Origin of the sequence: Oscillibacter sp. (genome assembly GCF_040505565.1) — a bacterium.
In the GTDB taxonomy this organism is placed as follows: domain Bacteria; phylum Bacillota; class Clostridia; order Oscillospirales; family Oscillospiraceae; genus Oscillibacter.
In genome coordinates this window covers 23,681-42,211 of the sequence record NZ_JBEUWZ010000024.1, presented here as the reverse complement: position 1 = coordinate 42,211, position 18,531 = coordinate 23,681, and the positions used below count along the sequence as shown (strand labels likewise).

Here is an 18,531-nt window from a genome sequence, read left to right as displayed (position 1 = left end):
TATTCTCACCCTTTCCAAAAAGAAAACTCCCTGCGTCCATTGGTACGCAAGGAGTTTCACGGATAATTCAATTGTGCTGCATGGCCGGGAAGCACTTAGCCCATTTCACCGACATAATTGCCAGTGTCAGGCCCCATCTCGATGTAGTCGGAAGCTCCACCACTAGCATCCATAACCCATCCAAATCCATCGACGTATACCTGCTTTTGACCATTCTCAGTTCTCGTATCACCCACCTGCGGTGTATCACTACTTGGCTTAGAGGGTGTACTGGGTTTGGTGGAGCTGTCTGAAGGCTTCGTGGTGGTATTATCGGAAGTGTCGGTAGAAGGTTTAGTGGTCGCACCGCTGGTGCTGGGCGTTGTGGCGGCGGGCTGCTCTCCGTGATAGGCTCCATCCGTGCCGGTAATCTTCCCGCCGCCGCTGCCGATATTGGCTGTGGGCGCGTTGGGTGCCGCTGTGGAAGTGTCCAGCTCGCCGGGTTCGGCATCCCAGGTGCGGTCGATGGTCACCGTGCCGTCGGCATCCGTGGTAACCTTGATGCTGTCATCGGCGGGGTTCGTGTCGGTGCCGGAGGAGAGTGCCGTGGGTTGGGTTGTGTTGATGTCGAAATTGTATTCCTTAGGCGTCACCGATTCGGCGGCTTCGTCTGCGGCCAGCTGCTCAACCGCTGCCTGCCGCTTGTCGGGGAGATAGACGTTGTTCACATAGTAAATTGCGCCGAATACAGCGCCAAACGCCACCACTGTGGCGGTAATGCCTTTCCAGTTCTTTTTCAGAGTCTCTTTCATTTCAAATACCTCCTTAAAAAAGTGTATTCTACTTCTAATTACATGATAGCACAAGCGCAGCTAAAATGCAATACAAAGTCATAGATAACGTTCATTTCGTGGAAAAGTGTAAAACTTTCTAATAAAATTAGTTACGTTTTGAATTGCAGAAGATTTTTTCTTGCTTTTGTGGAAAACCAATTTTTTTCTCAAGCCTGTTCTTAAAACTCCATTGACCAGCTGCCTTCCTGCTGGCGCTTTTTCTGTAGATCGCGCTTGGCTGTCTCCGAGAGGTTGCGGTATTTTTCACGCTGAAGATCGTGCTGGCTCTGAAGCTGGTTTTTACTCTGACTGCCGGAACGAAACAGCCGCAGCAGTGCCATTGTGGCCATTTCCCGCTGCTCTTGGACATTGTAGCCCATCTCCTGCCGCGTAGTTTCCAGCACCAGCTTGTTCATGGAGCGGTACAGGTCTTTGTATGCCGCGCTTTTTTCTTCCTGCGCTGCTTCCTTACTGTCCGCCGTCTCAGCCGTAAACCGGTCAATCTTAGACCGGATTCTAAGGTCATGGGTCAGCTCCTGAATGACGGAATTGATTTGTTCCTTGATCGCACTATTCTGCATCAGCTTTCCGATGGGCTGATGCTGTTTAGGAAGTGCTGTCAGAAGTGCCGCAAATGCGGGGCTATCCTCCAGTAGTTGACCAGCCATGCGCTTCGATGTCGCAGATAGTTCCTGCAGGTCACCGGGTGGATCACCCGGTGCGATGGTATGGACATCGCCCATGCTTTTGCCGATAGCCTCCATGACCGCAGCGCGGGCCACGCGGTAGAGAGAGCTGTTCGCCTCCATTCGTAGTTCCTTCGTTTTTGTTGCAGTCATATACCCCGCAGCCTTAGAACGCACTCGCAGGTCACTGACCAGCGCACGGGTCAGCCTGTCCACTTGGTTTTTGATTGTCTCTTCTTTAAGAATCGCACTGTCTGGCGTTCTCCATTTAGGAAGGCTTTTCAAAAGCTCTGCAAAAACCGGGTCACACCGAAGCAGCTGACTGGCGATGCGCCATGTGGCTATGGAAAGCCCTTTAATATCGCTAGGAGGTTCCCGCGACTGAAGCTCCAGCGCAACCTTTTTCAGATAGGATAGCGTCTCATTGCCCAATTCCGTAAAAAGCCGTTCATGGGCCTGCTTCAAAAATTGTTCTGCCTTAACCCCGTCGTTACCGTACAACTGCGTCACATCCGCACTTAGCTTCAGGTATTTTTGCTCCAACTTTGAAAAGTCGGAAATTTTCATGACCTGCCCTAACCACTCATCCAGCTTTTGACGGTATTCTGACTTCAGCAGTCCGTATTTCAACCGCCCGGTAGATGGCAGCGTCCGTGCCAGCTCCACAAGTCCCTTGCCCAGCTCGTCCAATTCCTCTGCTTTGACGTGATCCAGATTCAGCGCGTCTGGCAAGTTGGCAGATTTCAGCATGGCGGATAGTTGGAGCCGTACCGCCTTAACAGTTTCGGTCTGCTCTTCCTGCACCGTCTTCAGTTCCTTTTCAAAATAAACAGCGCGGGAAAAGGTAGTTCGCACACGCTCTGAAATCTGTTCAAAACGTTCTTTGCAGATATACTCTTGTCGGGGTTCTTTTCCGTTGTCCCAATAGAGGATGTGAACGTGGGGATGGATCTTCTTGTAGTGCATGGATGCCACCCAGCGGAAGTTCTCTGGCTTGATGTGCATTTCCCGCTGGATAACCGATATGCGGGTGTTGATCAGCTTCTGCCACGTCTCCCGGTCATATAGGTCATAGTCTCTGGCGGTGTTCTTATCTACGGAAAGGATGGCACGATAGACTGTATGGCCCTCCGACGCTTCGCCAATCGCCCGATAGGCGGTGCGCAGATCGTCAATATTCTTGCTGGCCTTCATGTCTGGCAACTTTCCCCACAGGCCGAAACCGCACTCCGGGTTGCGCATGACACCGGGACGGGTGGAAATATAAACCAGGTGCTTCTGGTTGAGTATGCGCGTGGACGGGCGGTTCCTGGATTTATACGACTGCTTGAAGACAAACAGTTCCGGAACCTTATCACTCATCTTTGCAAAGGATTCGCCTGCACCGTGGGCAGACGAGACGCCCGTTGGGCATCCGGATCATGTCATCAGACTGTGAGCCGCAGAGAGTGCAAACGTCCCGTGCCGCCACAAGCAGAATGCCGCCGTCTTCGTCTCGAAACAGGAGATCCACCGTATCCCCCGATTCCAGACGCGCCTTCTGGCGAAGCTGGAGGGGAAGTACGATTCGATTGTCAGCGTCCCATGCGGTAACCTTGCAGTCTGGCCGGTTTTCGTCGCCCTCATGATAAGGCGTAATCAAAATACCCTGTGTGGAGCCGGAGACAGTGACCTTCCCGGTCAAAATGCTGCCTCGGGCTTCGTCCCCGATGTTGATGCGGCCCTGCTGTGTGATCTTTCTTCTCATGACCATATTTATGATTCCTCCGATTCATCTGTCATTCGCTTGGCTCCCTCCTTGAGAAAGGCGTCAATGTCGCGATCTTTCAGCTTCAGGTATTGGATACCTAGTTCGCGCGCCGTGCCGGCGGCCTCCTCGATCTGGCGCTGCTCCGCTGGGTTTCTGCCCTGCGTGGCGGCAAAAATGCTCATAAAAAAGGCGGCCCCGGAAATGTGGGTCGCCTTGGCTGAGATTGCTGCCAGTCGCTCCACCTGTGGCTGTAGAGTTTCCTTCACCGCGCGTTGGACAAGCGCATAGATTTCGCTATCTTCTGTTTTCGCGCCGGTTGCAGTTAGACCTTTGTTGACCAGATCCCGCAGCACTTCGCTTTTAGGTCGATGCTGTTCCTTGGCCAATTGGCGGATTAGGTCACTGGTTTCCTGTGAACAACGAAAAGGAATGTAGGGAGCCTGATGTCGGTCAGTCATATCGATTCACCTCCGATACATGGAAAAGCACTTCCATGCAGCATTTGCCGCACGAAAGTACTTTTACTCTGATTTTCATATTTCCAGTTCATAATCTGGTTCTAAATGCTTCAGTGTTTCTGATGTTTCGGGCATGGGAACGGGGACGTACTCTTTTTCCAACGGTTCATTCAAGCCGCCCAGGCATTGTTCAAACAGCTGCGTCTGAAAAGGAATGGGTCTGCCGTCGCTTATAAACTGCGATAGCGTGTCATTAAAAATAAGACCGTTCTTTTCCGTTACCACCAGCAGTCCGCGACCATGTGTGATGAGATCCTTATTTGCCAGCAGCATCGCAGTCCGCTTGTTTCCGTCCCAGAATGGCTGCATACGGACAAAACTCGTAAAAGTGTTCAATGCCCGCTGGGTATCAGAGACACCGCTGGTCTTTAAAGCAGCTATCGTCTGCTGTACTTCTTCGACCGTTGGAATTTCCGGCGCAAGGTCACCGATGGTTACAGAGCCATTCCGAAGGCAACCGACTTGTAGTGCTTCACCTCTGGCAACAATCTCATTGACGTGAATCATATAATCCAGAGTCAGCGGTTCGTCCAGCGAGTCCAAAACGAATCTCCACGCATCACGATACCGACATACCGCATAGGCGTCGTCAATGCTGACGCGAGGTACGTTGATTCCGTTCAGAATGGCCTTCGTTTCCGGGAATGTAATATTTCGATTTTCCATCTTCATCCCGCAGAAGATACTTTCATCCCATAGCTTTTTAGCCAGGAACAAGTTTTCTTCTCTCGTCAGATGAAACCTGTCTTTACAAGTATAGTTCATATGGCCTCCAACTCCAGCTAATCAGTATGAAATCCATTACTCCCATTTTGCAGCACTTCCCAAGGCTTGTCAATCGTTTTGTGTTCCAAGTGGAACACAAAAAAGTGTGTGGAACACACGTTGAGGGCTTTGCCCTCAAGCTGTTAAACGGCGTGTGGAACACGCCTTATCCTGCCATTCCAAAACGCTTCGCGATTTTGGAGTGGTTTCCGCCTTGGTGTGCGGAAACGGCAATCCTGCCGTTGGGTTTACAAGAGAGAAAAAAATCAAAGCTCTGGTTCCTGCGGTGTACAAGCTGCTTTTTGCATCTGAAAAAGCATATCGTTAAACCGCACGGTTTTCTGGTACGGCCCATCATCCAGCACCATGTGGGGCAGTACCGTATCGCGGCCCTGAATCTGCACGGTTATCTGACCGGCTGAGATGTAAAGCGCTTTGCAAACTTGATCCAGCATGGGATAACACAACCGGGAGAGGTCAAAAGGCGTCACTAAACATACGCTGTTCCACGAAAAGAGATTATGAGCCACGTCAATGAGCTGCTGAGTATGGTCATCAAAGCCTTGCGTGGCTCGCTTGATTTCCGTGAAGTCAATTCCGTCGCTATCGATGTACTTAGCTGCAACGTCCGTCAGCTCCTCATCGGTGGAGAGTAGATAAAGCGCTGCCTGATAGGACGAATCTGTGACCGGTTGTAAACGATGCAGCAGGGTTTCCAACTTCAGATAATTTATTTCCTGAGACATATCAACGACCTCCTATGTTAGTATTATCTGGTAAATAAGGAAAGCCAACCTGATACTTCAGGCTGGCTTTCCTTATTTTCTATTCTTTTTATCCTTTTTGATATTTAAAATCATACCAAATGCAGAAATTAAACAAAGGATAGCTGGAATACTATGAACCAAGTTGTTCATTTCGTGAGCACCTACTCCAAATAAAACAACAGCGGCTATAATATTAGTTATAACACCAAAAACATACATTTTACTTGTCTGCTCCTCCTTTCTGTTTTCTTGAGAATAACCGCTTGTAGATAGCTTTTTACTCCGGATGGCAGCCTTTTTTTAGTTGGGATATTTGCCTTTACAATCTGGTCTTTAGCAATTCATCCGCAATATCCAGCAGTTTCTGATTACGGTGGCTACGCTCGTCTGGCAAATTAATTAAATTGAGGAAGTAGTCCGTCTGAATATTCAGAGTGTTCCGATACACAGTTTCCATCTTGGGAGCAATTCCACGGTAAACCCAAAAATCAATCGTTTCAAATAAATGCTCATCACGAACGCTACGCTTATGAGAGACAAACGCAAAACTCAGGTCAACGTATTGCCCGGCATTCTGTAAAATTCGCACGGAATTATAGGCTGGCGTTTCTTCAAAGCGGGCAGCGGGGTAGTTGTAAGCAATAGCGTCATGCAGGGCACAATCTGCACAGATTCGTTGCCCGTACAATGGCAGCGCCACTTGCCCCTCCACAAATGCCCAAGGTAAGTTATAGGGCGCTGCATTGCGGAACGACCAGCCTTCTCTTACTATGTAGCCTTCCAGCATCTTCTTTGACAGGGCGGTAGAAAAACAAATACCAGTCTCTTTAGAGAGAATATGGATAACGCGGTCAAATTGATCATGGAGAAGCTGGATAATTTGTCTGGATAGTCGGCTCTCTGCCTTGCGCCGCGCAGTCGGCGGCGTCCGCCTCGGATCAGAATATGGGCAATCCAGATATGCATCCTGATCGTATTCCGCCAGATTTGGAATCGTCTGACAGGTATGTTTGCCGTATGGCTTCCTCCCGCTCTCTGCGGTATTCTTATACAATCCAATCAGTTGAATCGGATTGTCACAGGCGGGACAGACGGCGAAATAGGATTCACCAGTCCTACTTTCTTTGCGGTATTTTCTGGCTTGCCCCGTTGCCGCCTCATAATTCTCTGGGCTAACCGGGTAAATATGGGACATCCCCGGTTTCAATTTAAAAATGTCCACACAATTCTCCTTGACTATTTAGGATAATAGAATCGTACACGATCCCACCAGTCTGCCGGCAATTTTGGCAAATAGCCTTCCTTTTCGGCAATAGCCAGACAGTGTAGAATCGTGCGTAGCCCAATTGAAAATTCATGGTGCTTATCCTTCATGGCAAACACCAACTCTTCCAGACAGTTCTCGCAACTGGTGACGTCCTGAAACTTTCCACTATCCGGCAGCGCACGATTGTGAAATATCTCCTCTGATGTTTTTTCCATGTTTTTGTATCCTTTCAGTATAAGATCTTTTGATCAAAGATGCAAGTTTGACCGTGTTGCCCAAATTACGAGGAACTACGGCCATGTCAAATTACAACTCCATTTCATTCTCAGGTTCTGGTTCTGGTGGTGCTTTAGCCTGTGCCGGCGTGTGGGCCTCTCTGGACTGTTGGAAGCATTTTTGCTGCTCCGGCGTCTCTGCCACAATCCGCCGCCCGCTGTTCAAACAGATACGCACCTGACGCTGAAACGCCGCTCGGTCGGCATAGGCAACCGAGTCTTTCACCGTTCCGTGATCGTCCAGATAATGAATACGGCCCACAGGTTTACCATCCTGTGGGCCGTCTGCGCCGGTGGTTGGCAGCTTCACTGCACCATCCGCGATCAGACGCCACTTGACCAGATATTCGTTCCAGTCTTTTCCGACGCGCTGCCGTAGACTGATGGCTTCGTATTTTACCTCATCTAGCAGCTCCCGTATCTTCTGATCGGCGGCTCGTCCAGCTGCATCCTCGTCCATGGCGATGACCACGCGGGAAATATTGGGGTGAGTCTGCAAATAGGTGGTCAGGCCCACCGTCTTCTCTGTTCCGCCTAGGGCGATGCGGTCATAGAGCTTGTCATCAAGTCCAGCGTCCTTGTAGATGCAGGCGTGAGAGATTGCGTCAATGGACGCTTCAAAGACAATAACTGTATCTGTACCCTTGTGTCCGGGGATGAGAAAGGGCGCGGACGGATCGGAGCCAGGCACGTCACGCTTGTAGGTGGTGTTTTCACCCAGAGACGATAGGCCGCGCTGAAACGCGCTCTTCGGTTCTCCGTGCTCATCCCTGCCCACGAAGACGGCGTTGTGGATCTCTTTCAGCTCGCCGGTACTCTTGACAACATAACGGTAGGCTGATTCATAGAGACTGCCTTGATGAATCAATTTCCGCAGAATATCCCGATCCAGCTTCCGGGTGCCGCAGAGGTATCCAAACATTCTGCGGAAGTCATTAGACTGTGCAGGTAGCTTAAAAGGTACTTTTTCAACTGGGGCCGCTGCGTGATGAACTGGCTTTGGTCGTGTTGCACTGTAGTGAGGCCGTACTCCATTTATAACGTCCGCATAGGTCTGGCCCTCCGCATGATTCAGAATCAGTACCGCTTCCACTTTTGTTTTACCCTCGTAATGCATAATAAAATTAATAGCCCCACCATTAAGTGAACGAGAATTCCAAAACCAGTGACCATTTGAGGTAAAGATCATGCTGTCATGATCTTTCATCTGATAGTAATTGCCTTTTCTAATCAGCTCATAACCTTGGCTTTGTGCATATTCCAGTGCGCTGCACTCGTATGCGTAGCGTTCCTGCTCTTTGGTAAAGTAGAGCTTCGGTTCTTTCTGAACGGCTTGTCCTATCATCTTTTTTTCTCTCTTTATAACGCCAGATCTGCAGATTTCTGAAGATCTGGTTGAAGCAGGGAAGTCATCACCTGTGATTTCCGGAACGATCCATCGGCGTGAGTAATTAAAGAACTAATATTTACGGTTTCATAGTGAAGGTCGCCTTCAGTAATTAAGCCAGCAATCGGGCCATTATTCTTATCCCGGATTGCATCAATTTGAAGATCGGCCAATCCAATTTTACGGAGTTCCGGACGCATACCCCGGTTAAACTGCTCACCAGCACTTAAGCACCCATCATATTCACTGGCGGCGTCGCTATGGTCATTGTGCAAGGAGTAGCGGTAACCGTTGTAGTATCCATCATCATAATAATGACAAGTGTAGGTGATCCCCAGCTCTTGCAGATACTTGGTTTCTTGTTCCGTATCCGCTTCTGCACGTTTGACGACATCCGTTCCGATCGGGCAATCCCCATAATGTCCTATGTGCTTTTCAACTGTATATCCTTTTTCACGTGCAAATTTAAGCAGCTTTTCGGTCTCCGTCACGCATTTTTCTTCGGACATATGATCCAAAATATACCTGCGATTGTTGCAGGATACGGAAAGACAATAGGTTTCTCTGCCGCCTTGCACAGTCATAGATTCATTGTAATGGATGACATTGGGAGAAAACTTCTCTGCAATGTATACCGGAAGGCACCCAAACGCTGTCCCTTGCTCGTAACGATCAAAGGATTCCTTTAAACTGGCCGGAATGGCATGTTCCCGATCCGAAGAACTAACTACTGTACGCGAGATTTGATCGCAGATTGAAACCAATTGTAAATCTGTGCGGAGCTGTGCAGGGCATCGCTTGAGCAATTCCAGCAACCCCTCACGGTCGGGAGACTGGCCGAAAATCACTCCGATCTTAAATTGATCACTGCCTTCGGAAAGCAAACTTTGATTTTTTGAGCCGGCTTGAAAGCCGTTGATAAACTCTTGGATATTCCTGTGTGTTCCAAAAGAATAGGCAATATCTTCATGCTCAAAGTGTTCACACATCCATGGAATCTGTTTTAGCTGCTCGTCAATCCGCAGCTCGTTTAGATATATGCTGGTGCTTTTTGGAGATGTTGAGGCAACAGCTGGCTGTGAAACAGTATCTGCCGTAACAATAGGAGAGTCAAAAACGGTGTAAACATTCGTAGTTTCCGGAATCATAAATATATTTTTATTGAGCTTCACTTTTTCATCCAGAAGATAAACGGATGTTTCGGTATTTTTTATATTTACTCTGGTGTCTCCAGCTGCCATGACAGTGGTTTTATAACCGGTTAAATGAACACTGCGGCAATTCTTGACATAGTAATCTTCGCGTGATTTTCTTGCCCGTACAGGGTAAAACCGATTTTGAAAGACATGCCGCTTTACCCACTGTCTTCCCAGCGCTTTCATCTTTTTTTCGGCATCTGAAAGAACCAGCCAATCAGGAGTTTTATTCTGCCACTGAACACGCCAGGAATTAACAGGGGAAAATACATCTTCAGAATGAAGGGCGGCCACGGCATATTCCATATTTCCCTTGTCCTGTGCGCGCATTTTCTTTTCGGTATCCCATGTGGTATTAAGCATTGCCACTGTTCCATCGCGAAACAACATGAATTCCTTCTTAATATTAAACGTGTCCATTTTTCTTTTCCTCCTTTATTATTCCGGATTAAAATCAAAGCTGTCGGAGAAGCTCGGGCAGTTTTCCAAGTCACATCGCGATATATAAGACTCAATTGAGCTTCTAATTGGTAGATGCAGTTTATCTTGCAAGCAGCGCCCAGCTGCAATTTCCAGCAGAGCGTTGGCCAGCTGAGCGGGTGGACGATCAAAGTCGATCCGTTCACCGATCCAGCTACCCCGCGTGTGGTTGATGCCGTTCAGAAGTTTAATTCCCCGGCCACCGGCACGGTTCCAATCCTCTAGGTTCTTTGTGTAATCGTCCAGAAGACAATCGCTTCCGCGCATTTTACCCGGCACGTAACTTGCCTTGCTTTCGCCGCACGGAAGGAAAATGCGATGTCCCTCACCTAGCTCCGGAAGATACCGGTCAAGCCAGACGTTCTTTTCTTCCATGGCGTAGCGGCTGTCGAATAGGACAGAGGAAAGAATAAAAACGTCTATCGTCGGCGCGGTGCAGATCAGCAGCCTCACCGCATTAACAACATTTTTCTGGGGCGGCAGATTTGCAAAGTAGCCGGGTTCGTATAATTCTTCAGGCGCTGAGACTTTTCGGAACGTGGCGAGAGTTCCGTCCATATCTACGAATAAGCGTGACAAATTTTTGATACCTCCGACCATGAGAAAGGGCGACAGCTGTACGCTGTCGCCCTTCTCTGATTTTTGATTATAGATCCGGCCCATCGTTTTCCGGTTCCGGCTGCTGCTGATGCTCCATGCAGTAATTCTGCAACGGATTGCTGTGAGCTGCTATCCAGGTTCCTTTATCCGGTAGCTCCTCACCAAACTCACCGACCAGCAGCTTTTCAATTTCGTAGCGGACGCCCAAGTCTTTTGTCAGCGGAACGGCGCGTACTCCGTTGGGGCCATAATAATTCAAGTCCTCCTTATAGGCTGCGATGAACGTATCGGCGTTCGTGTAATTAACCTTCTCGCCGGAGTCCAGATAGCGGAGAAATCCGACAACCTCAGTTTCCTTTTTTTCTTCTCTTGTAATCTCTCGTTCCAATTCCGGCAGACGCACGAAGTCTGCATTACTCGCATAGACAGCTATTGTTTCCGTTTCTAAGCTTGAAATAATGATATCGCTGGTATGGAGTGGATACCCAGTGAAGTCTGCCGGGCGGGTATGATTGAATTGCTGCCAGACCTGCTCCGGGGTGGGGTTGTCCAGCAGCCGCATAGAGTATACCTGCTCGTAATTCCTCAGCTCCGGCAATTCGCCCATTTTTCGCAGGCCGTCATAATCCATCCAGCGCCGGTATCGGTTTTCATCACCGCCCTTCAGTTGATAGATTTTTAAAGTTTCCATAGACATCAACTCCTCCAATGAATTTATTTAGGGAAGGTCACAGCTCCAAATCCTCCTCAATTTCGGCATAACAGGCCATTTGCTTGGCGGCGGCTGATAACCTTTGCGTCTCATCGGCATCGGGCTCTTCAACCAGCTCCTTTTCATCCAGATTCAGCAGCGCGTTCAGCTCCTCTAGCCGCTCTGTTTTTTGCTGCAATTCCAGCTCTTTTGCGAAAGGCTTTTGCACCTCAACCTTTGCAGTATCCAACTGCCTTTGAAGTTTCTCCAACCGTTCCCTGCAGGACTGTTCTTTCGCGGGATACTGTCCCAGCGCGTTATCCAGACGCTGGATGTTACCGAGCGCGTCCGTACCCAGCGGGACAAGATGGCGAATTTTGCCAGACAGCGCCATACGAAACTCTTTTGAAAAGGTGTCATAGGAAAGCTCCAGATTTAATCCCCGGTAGCTGCCCGCCGGCACAGCCTCCGGCGACACCATGTTCTGGCACAGCTCCAGCAGCGCGGAACCGGCAGTTTTTTTGTCAGCATACGTCTTCCCGGCCAGCGTCATGGGGGAGAACCCGTCCTCATTGAGATGCGTATTCTCTCTAATGGTCACCTGATCGTCGGTATAGGCGGCAATGCGCAGGCTCTGCTCCATGATATCCCTTGGGAACTGCTTTGCGATGGCGTCCTCAAGCGCGTATTTCTGGCTAAGGTGACTGCCTTTTAGCAGCTTCAGCTTGGAAACTGCAACATCTAAATCCATCTTCTCTTTAATCTGTGGGTTACCGCTGGCCAGCGCCTTGATTTCCGCATAGGAAAGCGCCGTCTCGTCAATATCCTCAGCAGAGCGCACCGGCGACTTGCTGGTCATAATCTGAGAAATGAACCGCTGCTTGCTCTCCACCAACTGATAAAGGTAGGCATCAAACGTCCCTTCGGTGACATAGCTGTAAATGTCCACATCAGGGTTTTCGTTGCCCTGTCGGATAATGCGGCCCTCTCGCTGCTGCAAATCAGAGGGCCGCCACGGGCAGTCCACATGATGCAGGGCAATGAGCTTATGCTGGCAGTTCGTGCCGGCACCCATGCGCTGCGTGCTGCCCAGCAGAATGCGCACCTGCCCGGAACGAACTTTTGCAAACAGGTCTTTCTTTTGCGCTTCGGATTTCGCGTTGTGGATAAAGGCAATTTCCTCATCGGGAATCCCTTTCTCAGTCAGCTTCTGGTAAATATCCCAATACACATTTTGAAAGGGCGTCATCTCCGCACTGCCATCATGTACCTCCATCTTGATCGGACCGGATGGTGTGGAAAGGTCGCAGAAAATCATCTGTGTGGAACGCTGCGCCGCCGTGCGCTGCCAAATTTCAAATGTGTTATCTGCGCATTTAGACGCCTTACTGTATGGATCGTCTGGCAGCATGGGATTGATCAGCCGCTGATCCAACGCCAGCTTACGCCCGTCGTTGGTAATCAGCAGCATATTGTCCTCGCTACTGTCCACCATACGGTTGCGCACCCGTTCAGCGCGGGTAGCGAAGTTGGCAACCTCGGCCTTCTGGAACTCGGAGGGCTGCAAGGCAATATTGTGGTAGTGCGCCTTCGGAACTGGAAGCTTGAGCATATCCGCCGTCTGAATATCCGCGACGTTTTTAAAGACGCTCATCAGCTCCGGAAGGTTGTAAAACTTGGCAAACCGTGTCTTGGCCCGGTAGCCGCTGCCCTCCGGGGATAGTTCAATGGCCGTGACGGTTTCACCGTAGTTTGCTGCCCAGGAATCAAAGTGCTGTAAGCCCTGCTCCTGCAAAGCCTTCATTTGCAGATACCGTTGAATGGTGTACAGCTCCACCATGGAATTGCTGATGGGCGTGCCTGTGGCGAAGACAATACCCCGGCCCCCGGTAAGCTCGTCGAGGTAACGGCACTTCATGAAAAGGTCGGAGCTTTTCTGCGCTTCCGTCTGGGCGATGCCGCTGACGTTGCGCATTTTGGTGTAGAGAAACAAATTTTTATAAAAATGACTTTCATCGACGAACAGCCGGTCTGTACCCAATTCTTCGAAGGTGACAACATCGTCTTTTCGGCTCTGGTCGTTCAGCTTCTCAATCTTGGTCTCAATTCCCTTACGGGTTTTCTCCATCTGCTTGATTGTGAAATTTTCCGCCTTGTCCCGCTTTGCGTCGCTGATCTCCAGAAGAATTTCATCCCGCTGCTGCTCCAAAAGAGTCCGCTGGCGTTCCGCGCTCATGGGGATTTTCTCAAACTGACTGTGTCCGATGATGACAGCGTCATAGTCACCGGTGGCAATGCGCCCACAGAAACGCTTGCGGTTTTTGGTTTCAAAGTCTTTCTTGGTGGCCACCAGAATATTGGCTGCGGGATAGAGCTGTAAAAAATCGGTGGCCCACTGTTCGGTCAAATGGTTGGGAACTACAAACAGGGACTTCTGACACAGCCCCAGCCGCTTGCTCTCCATGGCAGCGGCAACCATTTCAAACGTCTTTCCTGCCCCCACTACGTGCGCCAGCAGGGTATTCCCGCCGTACATGACATGGGCAATCGCGTTGACTTGATGGGGGCGTAGGGTGATTTCCTGGTTCATGCCAGAAAAGCTGATGTGGCTGCCGTCGTACTCACGGGGACGATTGGAATTAAACAGGATGTTGTAAGACTTGCAAATGGTTTCCCGCCTGTCTGGAGCTTTCCAGATCCATTCTGAAAAGGCTTCTTTTATAAGCTCCTGCTTGCTCTGAGCAATGGCGGTCTCTTTTTTGTTGAGTACTGGTTTTCTGTGGCCTTCCGCATCATCAATGTAATCAAATATGCGGACGTCTTTCAGATTTAAGCTGTCCTCAATAATCTCATAAGCGTTAATTCGCTTGGTACCGTAGGTGCTGTATACCTTTACATTTCCAAAGTCCAGATTCTTTCCCTCAATACGCCACTCGCCGGTAATTTTGGAATAGTGGATTTTCATATTCCTGCGGGCATTGGAGGAGGAATCCAGCGCCTCAATCGCAAACTGGCGGATATAATCCGGATTCAGCCACGTAGCGCCCAGACGGACGGAGATCTCACCGGGCGTCAGGTCTACCGGCTGCACCCGTGTCAGGGCGTCGGCGTTGATCTGGAACTGAGGATCAATTTTTGCTCTCTCGTCAGCGATCACCAGCTTCTGACGGACGTTACCAGAAAGATACTCATCAGCGGGCAGATATTTCTCGTTCACGCCCTCCGCATAGTCAGGGTTCAGGAATACCACACCCCGAAGATCTGCGAACAGCTCCTCTTCATTTTTCCCGGTGAGCTGCCCCATATATTCCATATCCACCCGCGCCTTTTCCCCAATGGAAAGTGCTAGGGCTTCAACAGCGGTGTCTACCTTTTCGGCAGGCTTGTGGAAACGGATGGTGCGTTTTGTGAACAGATCCGCCTTACTCTCCAGATTGCCGTTCTCATCAATATTCTCCAATGAGCAGAGCAGGAAGTAGGAGCTGTCTTCCGAAAAAGCGAGGGAGTTGCCACGGGAATTGATGAGTCCGTAATGCCGGGTAAAGGTATCGTAAATCGTGTTCAGACTTGCTTGCTGCGCCTTGATGTCTTCTTCAGGATAATCCTCCGTCTGATATTCAATCAGGGAGCGGACGCAGTCCCGCAGATCGATCAAGCCGCGAATACGGCTCTCGGCGGTCTTGGATACCTCCACCGGGTTCATACGGCTGTTTTCGCGGAAATAAATCTGTCCGTCCACGACGGTGTAGGAGAAGTTACGCACGGCAGGATCTGCCTCAAGGCTCTTGTCCTCTCCGTCCTGTTTTTCTTCTCTGTCATAGTCCGTAATCTCAGCGTGAATATTCTGTATGGCAGTGGACAACAACTCATCCAAACTCCGGTGGGGATAAGGCGCGAAGGTTGGCTCCGGACCGAAGGGGCCGGATACCATCTTCATCTCACCCAGAACCATATCCGGGTGGTCGATGAAATAGCTGTTCATCTGGATTCCGTTATCGTCGGTAGCCAGATGTACCCATTCTGGTTCTATGTCCACCATGTGATCGCGCTTTTGCAAAAATAGGATGTCCGAAACAACCTCCGTACCGGCTGCGGCTTTAAAGGCGTTGTTAGGCAGCCGTACAGCCCCCAGCAGCTCTGCCCGCTGAGCAATGTACTTGCGGGTATTGGAGGTGCGCTTATCCATAGTGTAGCTGGAGGTGACGAATGCGACCACGCCGCCTGGACGCACTTTGTCCAGCGTCTTGGCGATGAAGTATTCGTGGATGGGCAGATTCAGCCGATCATAACGACGGTCGGCCACCTTGAACTGGCCGAACGGCACGTTGCCGATAGCCACATCGAAAAAGTTGTCCGAAAACTGTGCCTTTTCAAAGCCTTGAATGGAAACGCTGGAGCGCTGGTAGAGTTGGCGGGCGATTCTACCGGAAACATCGTCCAGCTCCACACCATACAGCTTGCTGCCTGCCATGCTCTCTGGCAGTAACCCGAAGAAATTGCCGGTGCCGCAGGCCGGCTCCAAAATGTTGCCCTGGGCAAAGCCCATATTGGCAAGCGCCTGATAGATGGAGCGAATCACCACGGGCGGCGTATAGAAGGCGGTAAGGGTGGATTCTCTGGCGGAAGCGTATTCCGTATCGGACAGCAGACTTTTCAGCTCGTTGTATTTGCTGTTCTTTTCGTCAAAGCAGTCCGCCAAACCACCCCAGCCAACGTACCGGGCAAGGACTTCCTGATCCTCCGCAGCAGCCGGATAGCCTTCTTTGTCCATCTTTTGTAGGAGCCGAATTGCCGCTACATTGTTGGCGTAGCGTTCACTCGGCGTTCCTGCACCTAGAGTATCATCGGTAATACGGTAATTGATGCCCTGCTGATAGAGGGGTGCGGCTGCGGAAATACGTCTTTCTTTTTTGAGCATGGGCGGAGAAAGCGTGGTATTCGCGTCTTCCTCTCCCTGCTCAGGCAGCACGACGGTCAGTCCCTCGACGCTAGGCTCCGGCTCCTCGATATAGGAGCGGACAAATTCGATGGGTTCCGTGCGCATAATAGGAAAGCCAGTGCTGTTCTGGAAGGTCACATCCCGGAGAGAAACCTTGTCTTGCTCAGAATTGACACTCTCTACCTCAAACCGGCGCCCCTCAATCTGGATCTGCGAGTGAATGGGGATGTAATCACTGGCAAGCCGCTGTTTCACAGCATAAAACTGACCGTTGTCACCCTGATCAATCAGAAGTACATTATGGCCTGTGCGCCAGAGAGCTTTCATGTTTGCGGCCCACTGCTCCGCGAGAAAGCCGGTGGTGGGAACTGTGCCGACTGAGAGTTCCCGGCTGAGTATTTTGCTGTGCAGGATTTCTGCGGTAGTGGCAGCGTCGTCCCCGTAAAGCTCGTAATAATCGCCCATTCGAATTGCAACCAAATGATCCGGGTGTACCTCTTTTGCGTGATGGTACACTTCCTCGGCCTCCGGATTACCAGGGGTTTGGGATGGTGGCTCCTTGGGTTCACTTGACTCGGAATCTTCCACCGCAGACGGAGCGGAAGCTGGTGTTTCTTCTTGTGCAACTCCTATTTCTTTCTTCTCTTGTACAGGAACATCGTACCGATGGTTAAACAGGGTATAGGTTCCGTTTGCATATTCCCCAAGCTGCCGCTTTGCCTCGGCGCAGCTTTCATAATAGCGGTCATCCTCTTGCAAGCCATCCAGAGCGGTGGTGAGGGCATTTATCATTTCCTGTACGCGCTCCGGGTCGGCAAGCTGCTCCCGGATGGCGGGTACCGCTTTGTAGTAATCTGAATCAGCCGGATAGGGACGTGGAATATCTCCGCTTAGGCCATAGAAGCCGAAATACACCGTCCGTGCCAGCTGCTCCGCTTCATGCTGCGGGATATAGGCAATGGCATCCTCGCCAGGGAATCGCTTCTGGGCAATCAGGCGTTCGTACTCCTTGACAACCTGCGGAATGGTGAACTGGACGGAGTCGTATTTCTTCCACTCATATTCCCTCTGATACAGCAGCCCTTTCCGTGTTTTCGTGTAATCGTAGCCGTCACAGGCCCCACCATTGTACTCGCCATAATTGACCTTGATAAAATTCTGATGTTCTTTCGGTGTGTGGGGATAACAGAAGTGTGCATACACCAATAATCGGCTGTCTATGCTGCTGTCGAGAAAATAGTGGTCTATCTCATCCTGCGTGATAAACATCTTGCACTGCCGCAGGAAATCCGGCTGGGCGGTAAAACTGCGCTTGGGGTATGCCACACCGTCCAGCACGGATTCAATGCGGTGGGTATTGTACGGCATAAGTCGACAACGCATGATTTCACGGCTGTGCGAGTAAGCATTCAGAAACGTGTGGTACTCCTGAGATAGTTCCGTCAGAAACGTTTCGTCCCGCGCCTGTTCAGCAAGAGCGTTTGTACAGTCTGGGAAGATGTGAACCTGGTCATAGATGGTGCATGTCTTTTGCAAGAAGCTCTGCGATCTTCCTGTCTCCGATAGGTCACGGGCTGTGTAAATCAGCGCGTCGGCCATATCGTTGAGCGCCTTATCCTGTGCCTGCTCCAGTTCTGCCGGCGACAGGTATGTGCCAGCGTTCAGCAGTTCCAGAATCCGCGCCGAAGCGTTCTTCCATGTGACGGTGGTGCGGCTGTAGCCCGTGCGGACACTATTGCCCTCCGCCAACTGAATGCCGTCCTCTGTGAACCAGGCGGCATATTTCCGGCCCTCATATTCAATGCCGCGTCCGTTTCCTTCACCGAACTCCCGGCACAGGAAGTCAGCGCTTTTCTGTTCAGGATGCTCCCGCATATAGAAGGCTGCCACGCGGTAAGCACTGCCGGACTCGTTGCCGGCAGTATAGAGTGCCTGGTCAATCACGGCCTGTGGCACTTCCTGCGGGGAAAACAAGGGTATGGATGCCTGATCATCGTCCACCTCATAAACCGGAGCGCTGCCGCCCATGTCGAACATCGTTAGCTGCTCTGCCATGACAGGTGCGTTTTGTAAACCCAGCCGGATCTGATACTCTCCGCGTTCCATGAGACTTTCCGTCATTTCCGTGATGACAGCCCATGAAAAAACGGACTCCGATGTGCGGGCATGGTAGCTGCCCTCCCACATCAAGAGTCCGTCATCCTGTTTATGATAGCCGATCCGCACACCATCCTTGTCAATCTCAACGGAGGTGTCGGTGTAGGCGTTTTTAAGATACTGGATACGCTCTGCGCAGTCCTTGTGATTCTGAAAATAGTTGAAGATTTCCTGCCGCTTGACCGATCTGCCACCCTCGTCCAGTACGATGGCTTCCATGAGGTGGGAATCTAAAAAAGCC

General features: G+C 50.5%; 14 protein-coding genes. All 14 read right to left on the bottom strand.

Going from position 1 to position 18,531, the window contains the following annotated elements; all coding sequences use genetic code 11:
• Positions 1 to 95: 95 nt before the first annotated feature.
• The 14 genes from ABWQ15_RS12195 to ABWQ15_RS12130 all read right to left on the bottom strand — a co-directional run bounded on the left by ABWQ15_RS12195 (position 96) and on the right by ABWQ15_RS12130 (position 18,509).
• Positions 96 to 791, bottom strand: a complete 696-nt coding sequence (locus ABWQ15_RS12195) for a hypothetical protein (protein WP_353909052.1) — start codon at positions 789 to 791, stop codon at positions 96 to 98.
• A gap of 200 nt (positions 792 to 991) precedes the next feature.
• Positions 992 to 2,860 carry a relaxase MobL gene (gene mobL / locus ABWQ15_RS12190; RefSeq protein ID WP_353909051.1) on the bottom strand — a complete coding sequence of 623 codons (1,869 nt, stop codon included), beginning with the start codon at positions 2,858 to 2,860 and terminating at the stop codon, positions 992 to 994.
• The gene (locus ABWQ15_RS12185) at positions 2,853 to 3,251 is read right to left on the bottom strand and encodes an AbrB/MazE/SpoVT family DNA-binding domain-containing protein (RefSeq protein ID WP_353909050.1); all 399 of its coding nucleotides are present in this window, start codon (positions 3,249 to 3,251) and stop codon (positions 2,853 to 2,855) included. The genes mobL and ABWQ15_RS12185 overlap by 8 nt, the downstream gene beginning before the upstream one ends.
• A gap of 2 nt (positions 3,252 to 3,253) precedes the next feature.
• Positions 3,254 to 3,706 carry a hypothetical protein gene (locus tag ABWQ15_RS12180; protein WP_353909049.1) on the bottom strand — a complete coding sequence of 151 codons (453 nt, stop codon included), beginning with the start codon at positions 3,704 to 3,706 and terminating at the stop codon, positions 3,254 to 3,256.
• Between the two features lie 75 nt (positions 3,707 to 3,781).
• A complete protein-coding gene (locus ABWQ15_RS12175) occupies positions 3,782 to 4,531 on the bottom strand; it encodes a Fic family protein (protein WP_353909048.1) in 750 nt (249 codons plus the stop codon).
• A 266-nt stretch (positions 4,532 to 4,797) separates the two neighbouring features.
• Entirely contained in the window at positions 4,798 to 5,277 is a 480-nt protein-coding gene (locus ABWQ15_RS12170; protein ID WP_353909047.1) for a hypothetical protein, read from the bottom strand.
• A gap of 72 nt (positions 5,278 to 5,349) precedes the next feature.
• Positions 5,350 to 5,517, bottom strand: coding sequence for a hypothetical protein (locus ABWQ15_RS12165; protein WP_353909046.1), 168 nt, complete (start codon positions 5,515 to 5,517; stop codon positions 5,350 to 5,352).
• Between the two features lie 100 nt (positions 5,518 to 5,617).
• Positions 5,618 to 6,520, bottom strand: coding sequence for a hypothetical protein (locus ABWQ15_RS12160; RefSeq protein WP_353909045.1), 903 nt, complete (start codon positions 6,518 to 6,520; stop codon positions 5,618 to 5,620).
• A gap of 14 nt (positions 6,521 to 6,534) precedes the next feature.
• The gene (locus tag ABWQ15_RS12155) at positions 6,535 to 6,780 is read right to left on the bottom strand and encodes a hypothetical protein (RefSeq protein WP_353909044.1); all 246 of its coding nucleotides are present in this window, start codon (positions 6,778 to 6,780) and stop codon (positions 6,535 to 6,537) included.
• Between the two features lie 91 nt (positions 6,781 to 6,871).
• On the bottom strand, positions 6,872 to 8,185 hold the full coding sequence (locus tag ABWQ15_RS12150) for a DUF3991 and toprim domain-containing protein (protein ID WP_353909043.1): 1,314 nt from the start codon (positions 8,183 to 8,185) through the stop codon (positions 6,872 to 6,874).
• A 14-nt stretch (positions 8,186 to 8,199) separates the two neighbouring features.
• A complete protein-coding gene (locus ABWQ15_RS12145; protein WP_353909042.1) occupies positions 8,200 to 9,843 on the bottom strand; it encodes a hypothetical protein in 1,644 nt (547 codons plus the stop codon).
• Between the two features lie 18 nt (positions 9,844 to 9,861).
• Positions 9,862 to 10,566: a 5'-nucleotidase gene (locus tag ABWQ15_RS12140; protein ID WP_353909041.1), complete on the bottom strand. Its 705-nt coding sequence runs from the start codon at positions 10,564 to 10,566 to the stop codon at positions 9,862 to 9,864.
• Complete coding sequence (locus ABWQ15_RS12135; RefSeq protein ID WP_353909040.1) at positions 10,550 to 11,194, bottom strand: YodL domain-containing protein; 645 nt, start codon at positions 11,192 to 11,194, stop codon at positions 10,550 to 10,552. The genes ABWQ15_RS12140 and ABWQ15_RS12135 overlap by 17 nt, the downstream gene beginning before the upstream one ends.
• Positions 11,195 to 11,231: 37 nt before the next feature.
• The gene (locus tag ABWQ15_RS12130) at positions 11,232 to 18,509 is read right to left on the bottom strand and encodes a helicase-like domain-containing protein (RefSeq protein WP_353909039.1); all 7,278 of its coding nucleotides are present in this window, start codon (positions 18,507 to 18,509) and stop codon (positions 11,232 to 11,234) included.
• Positions 18,510 to 18,531: the final 22 nt, after the last annotated feature.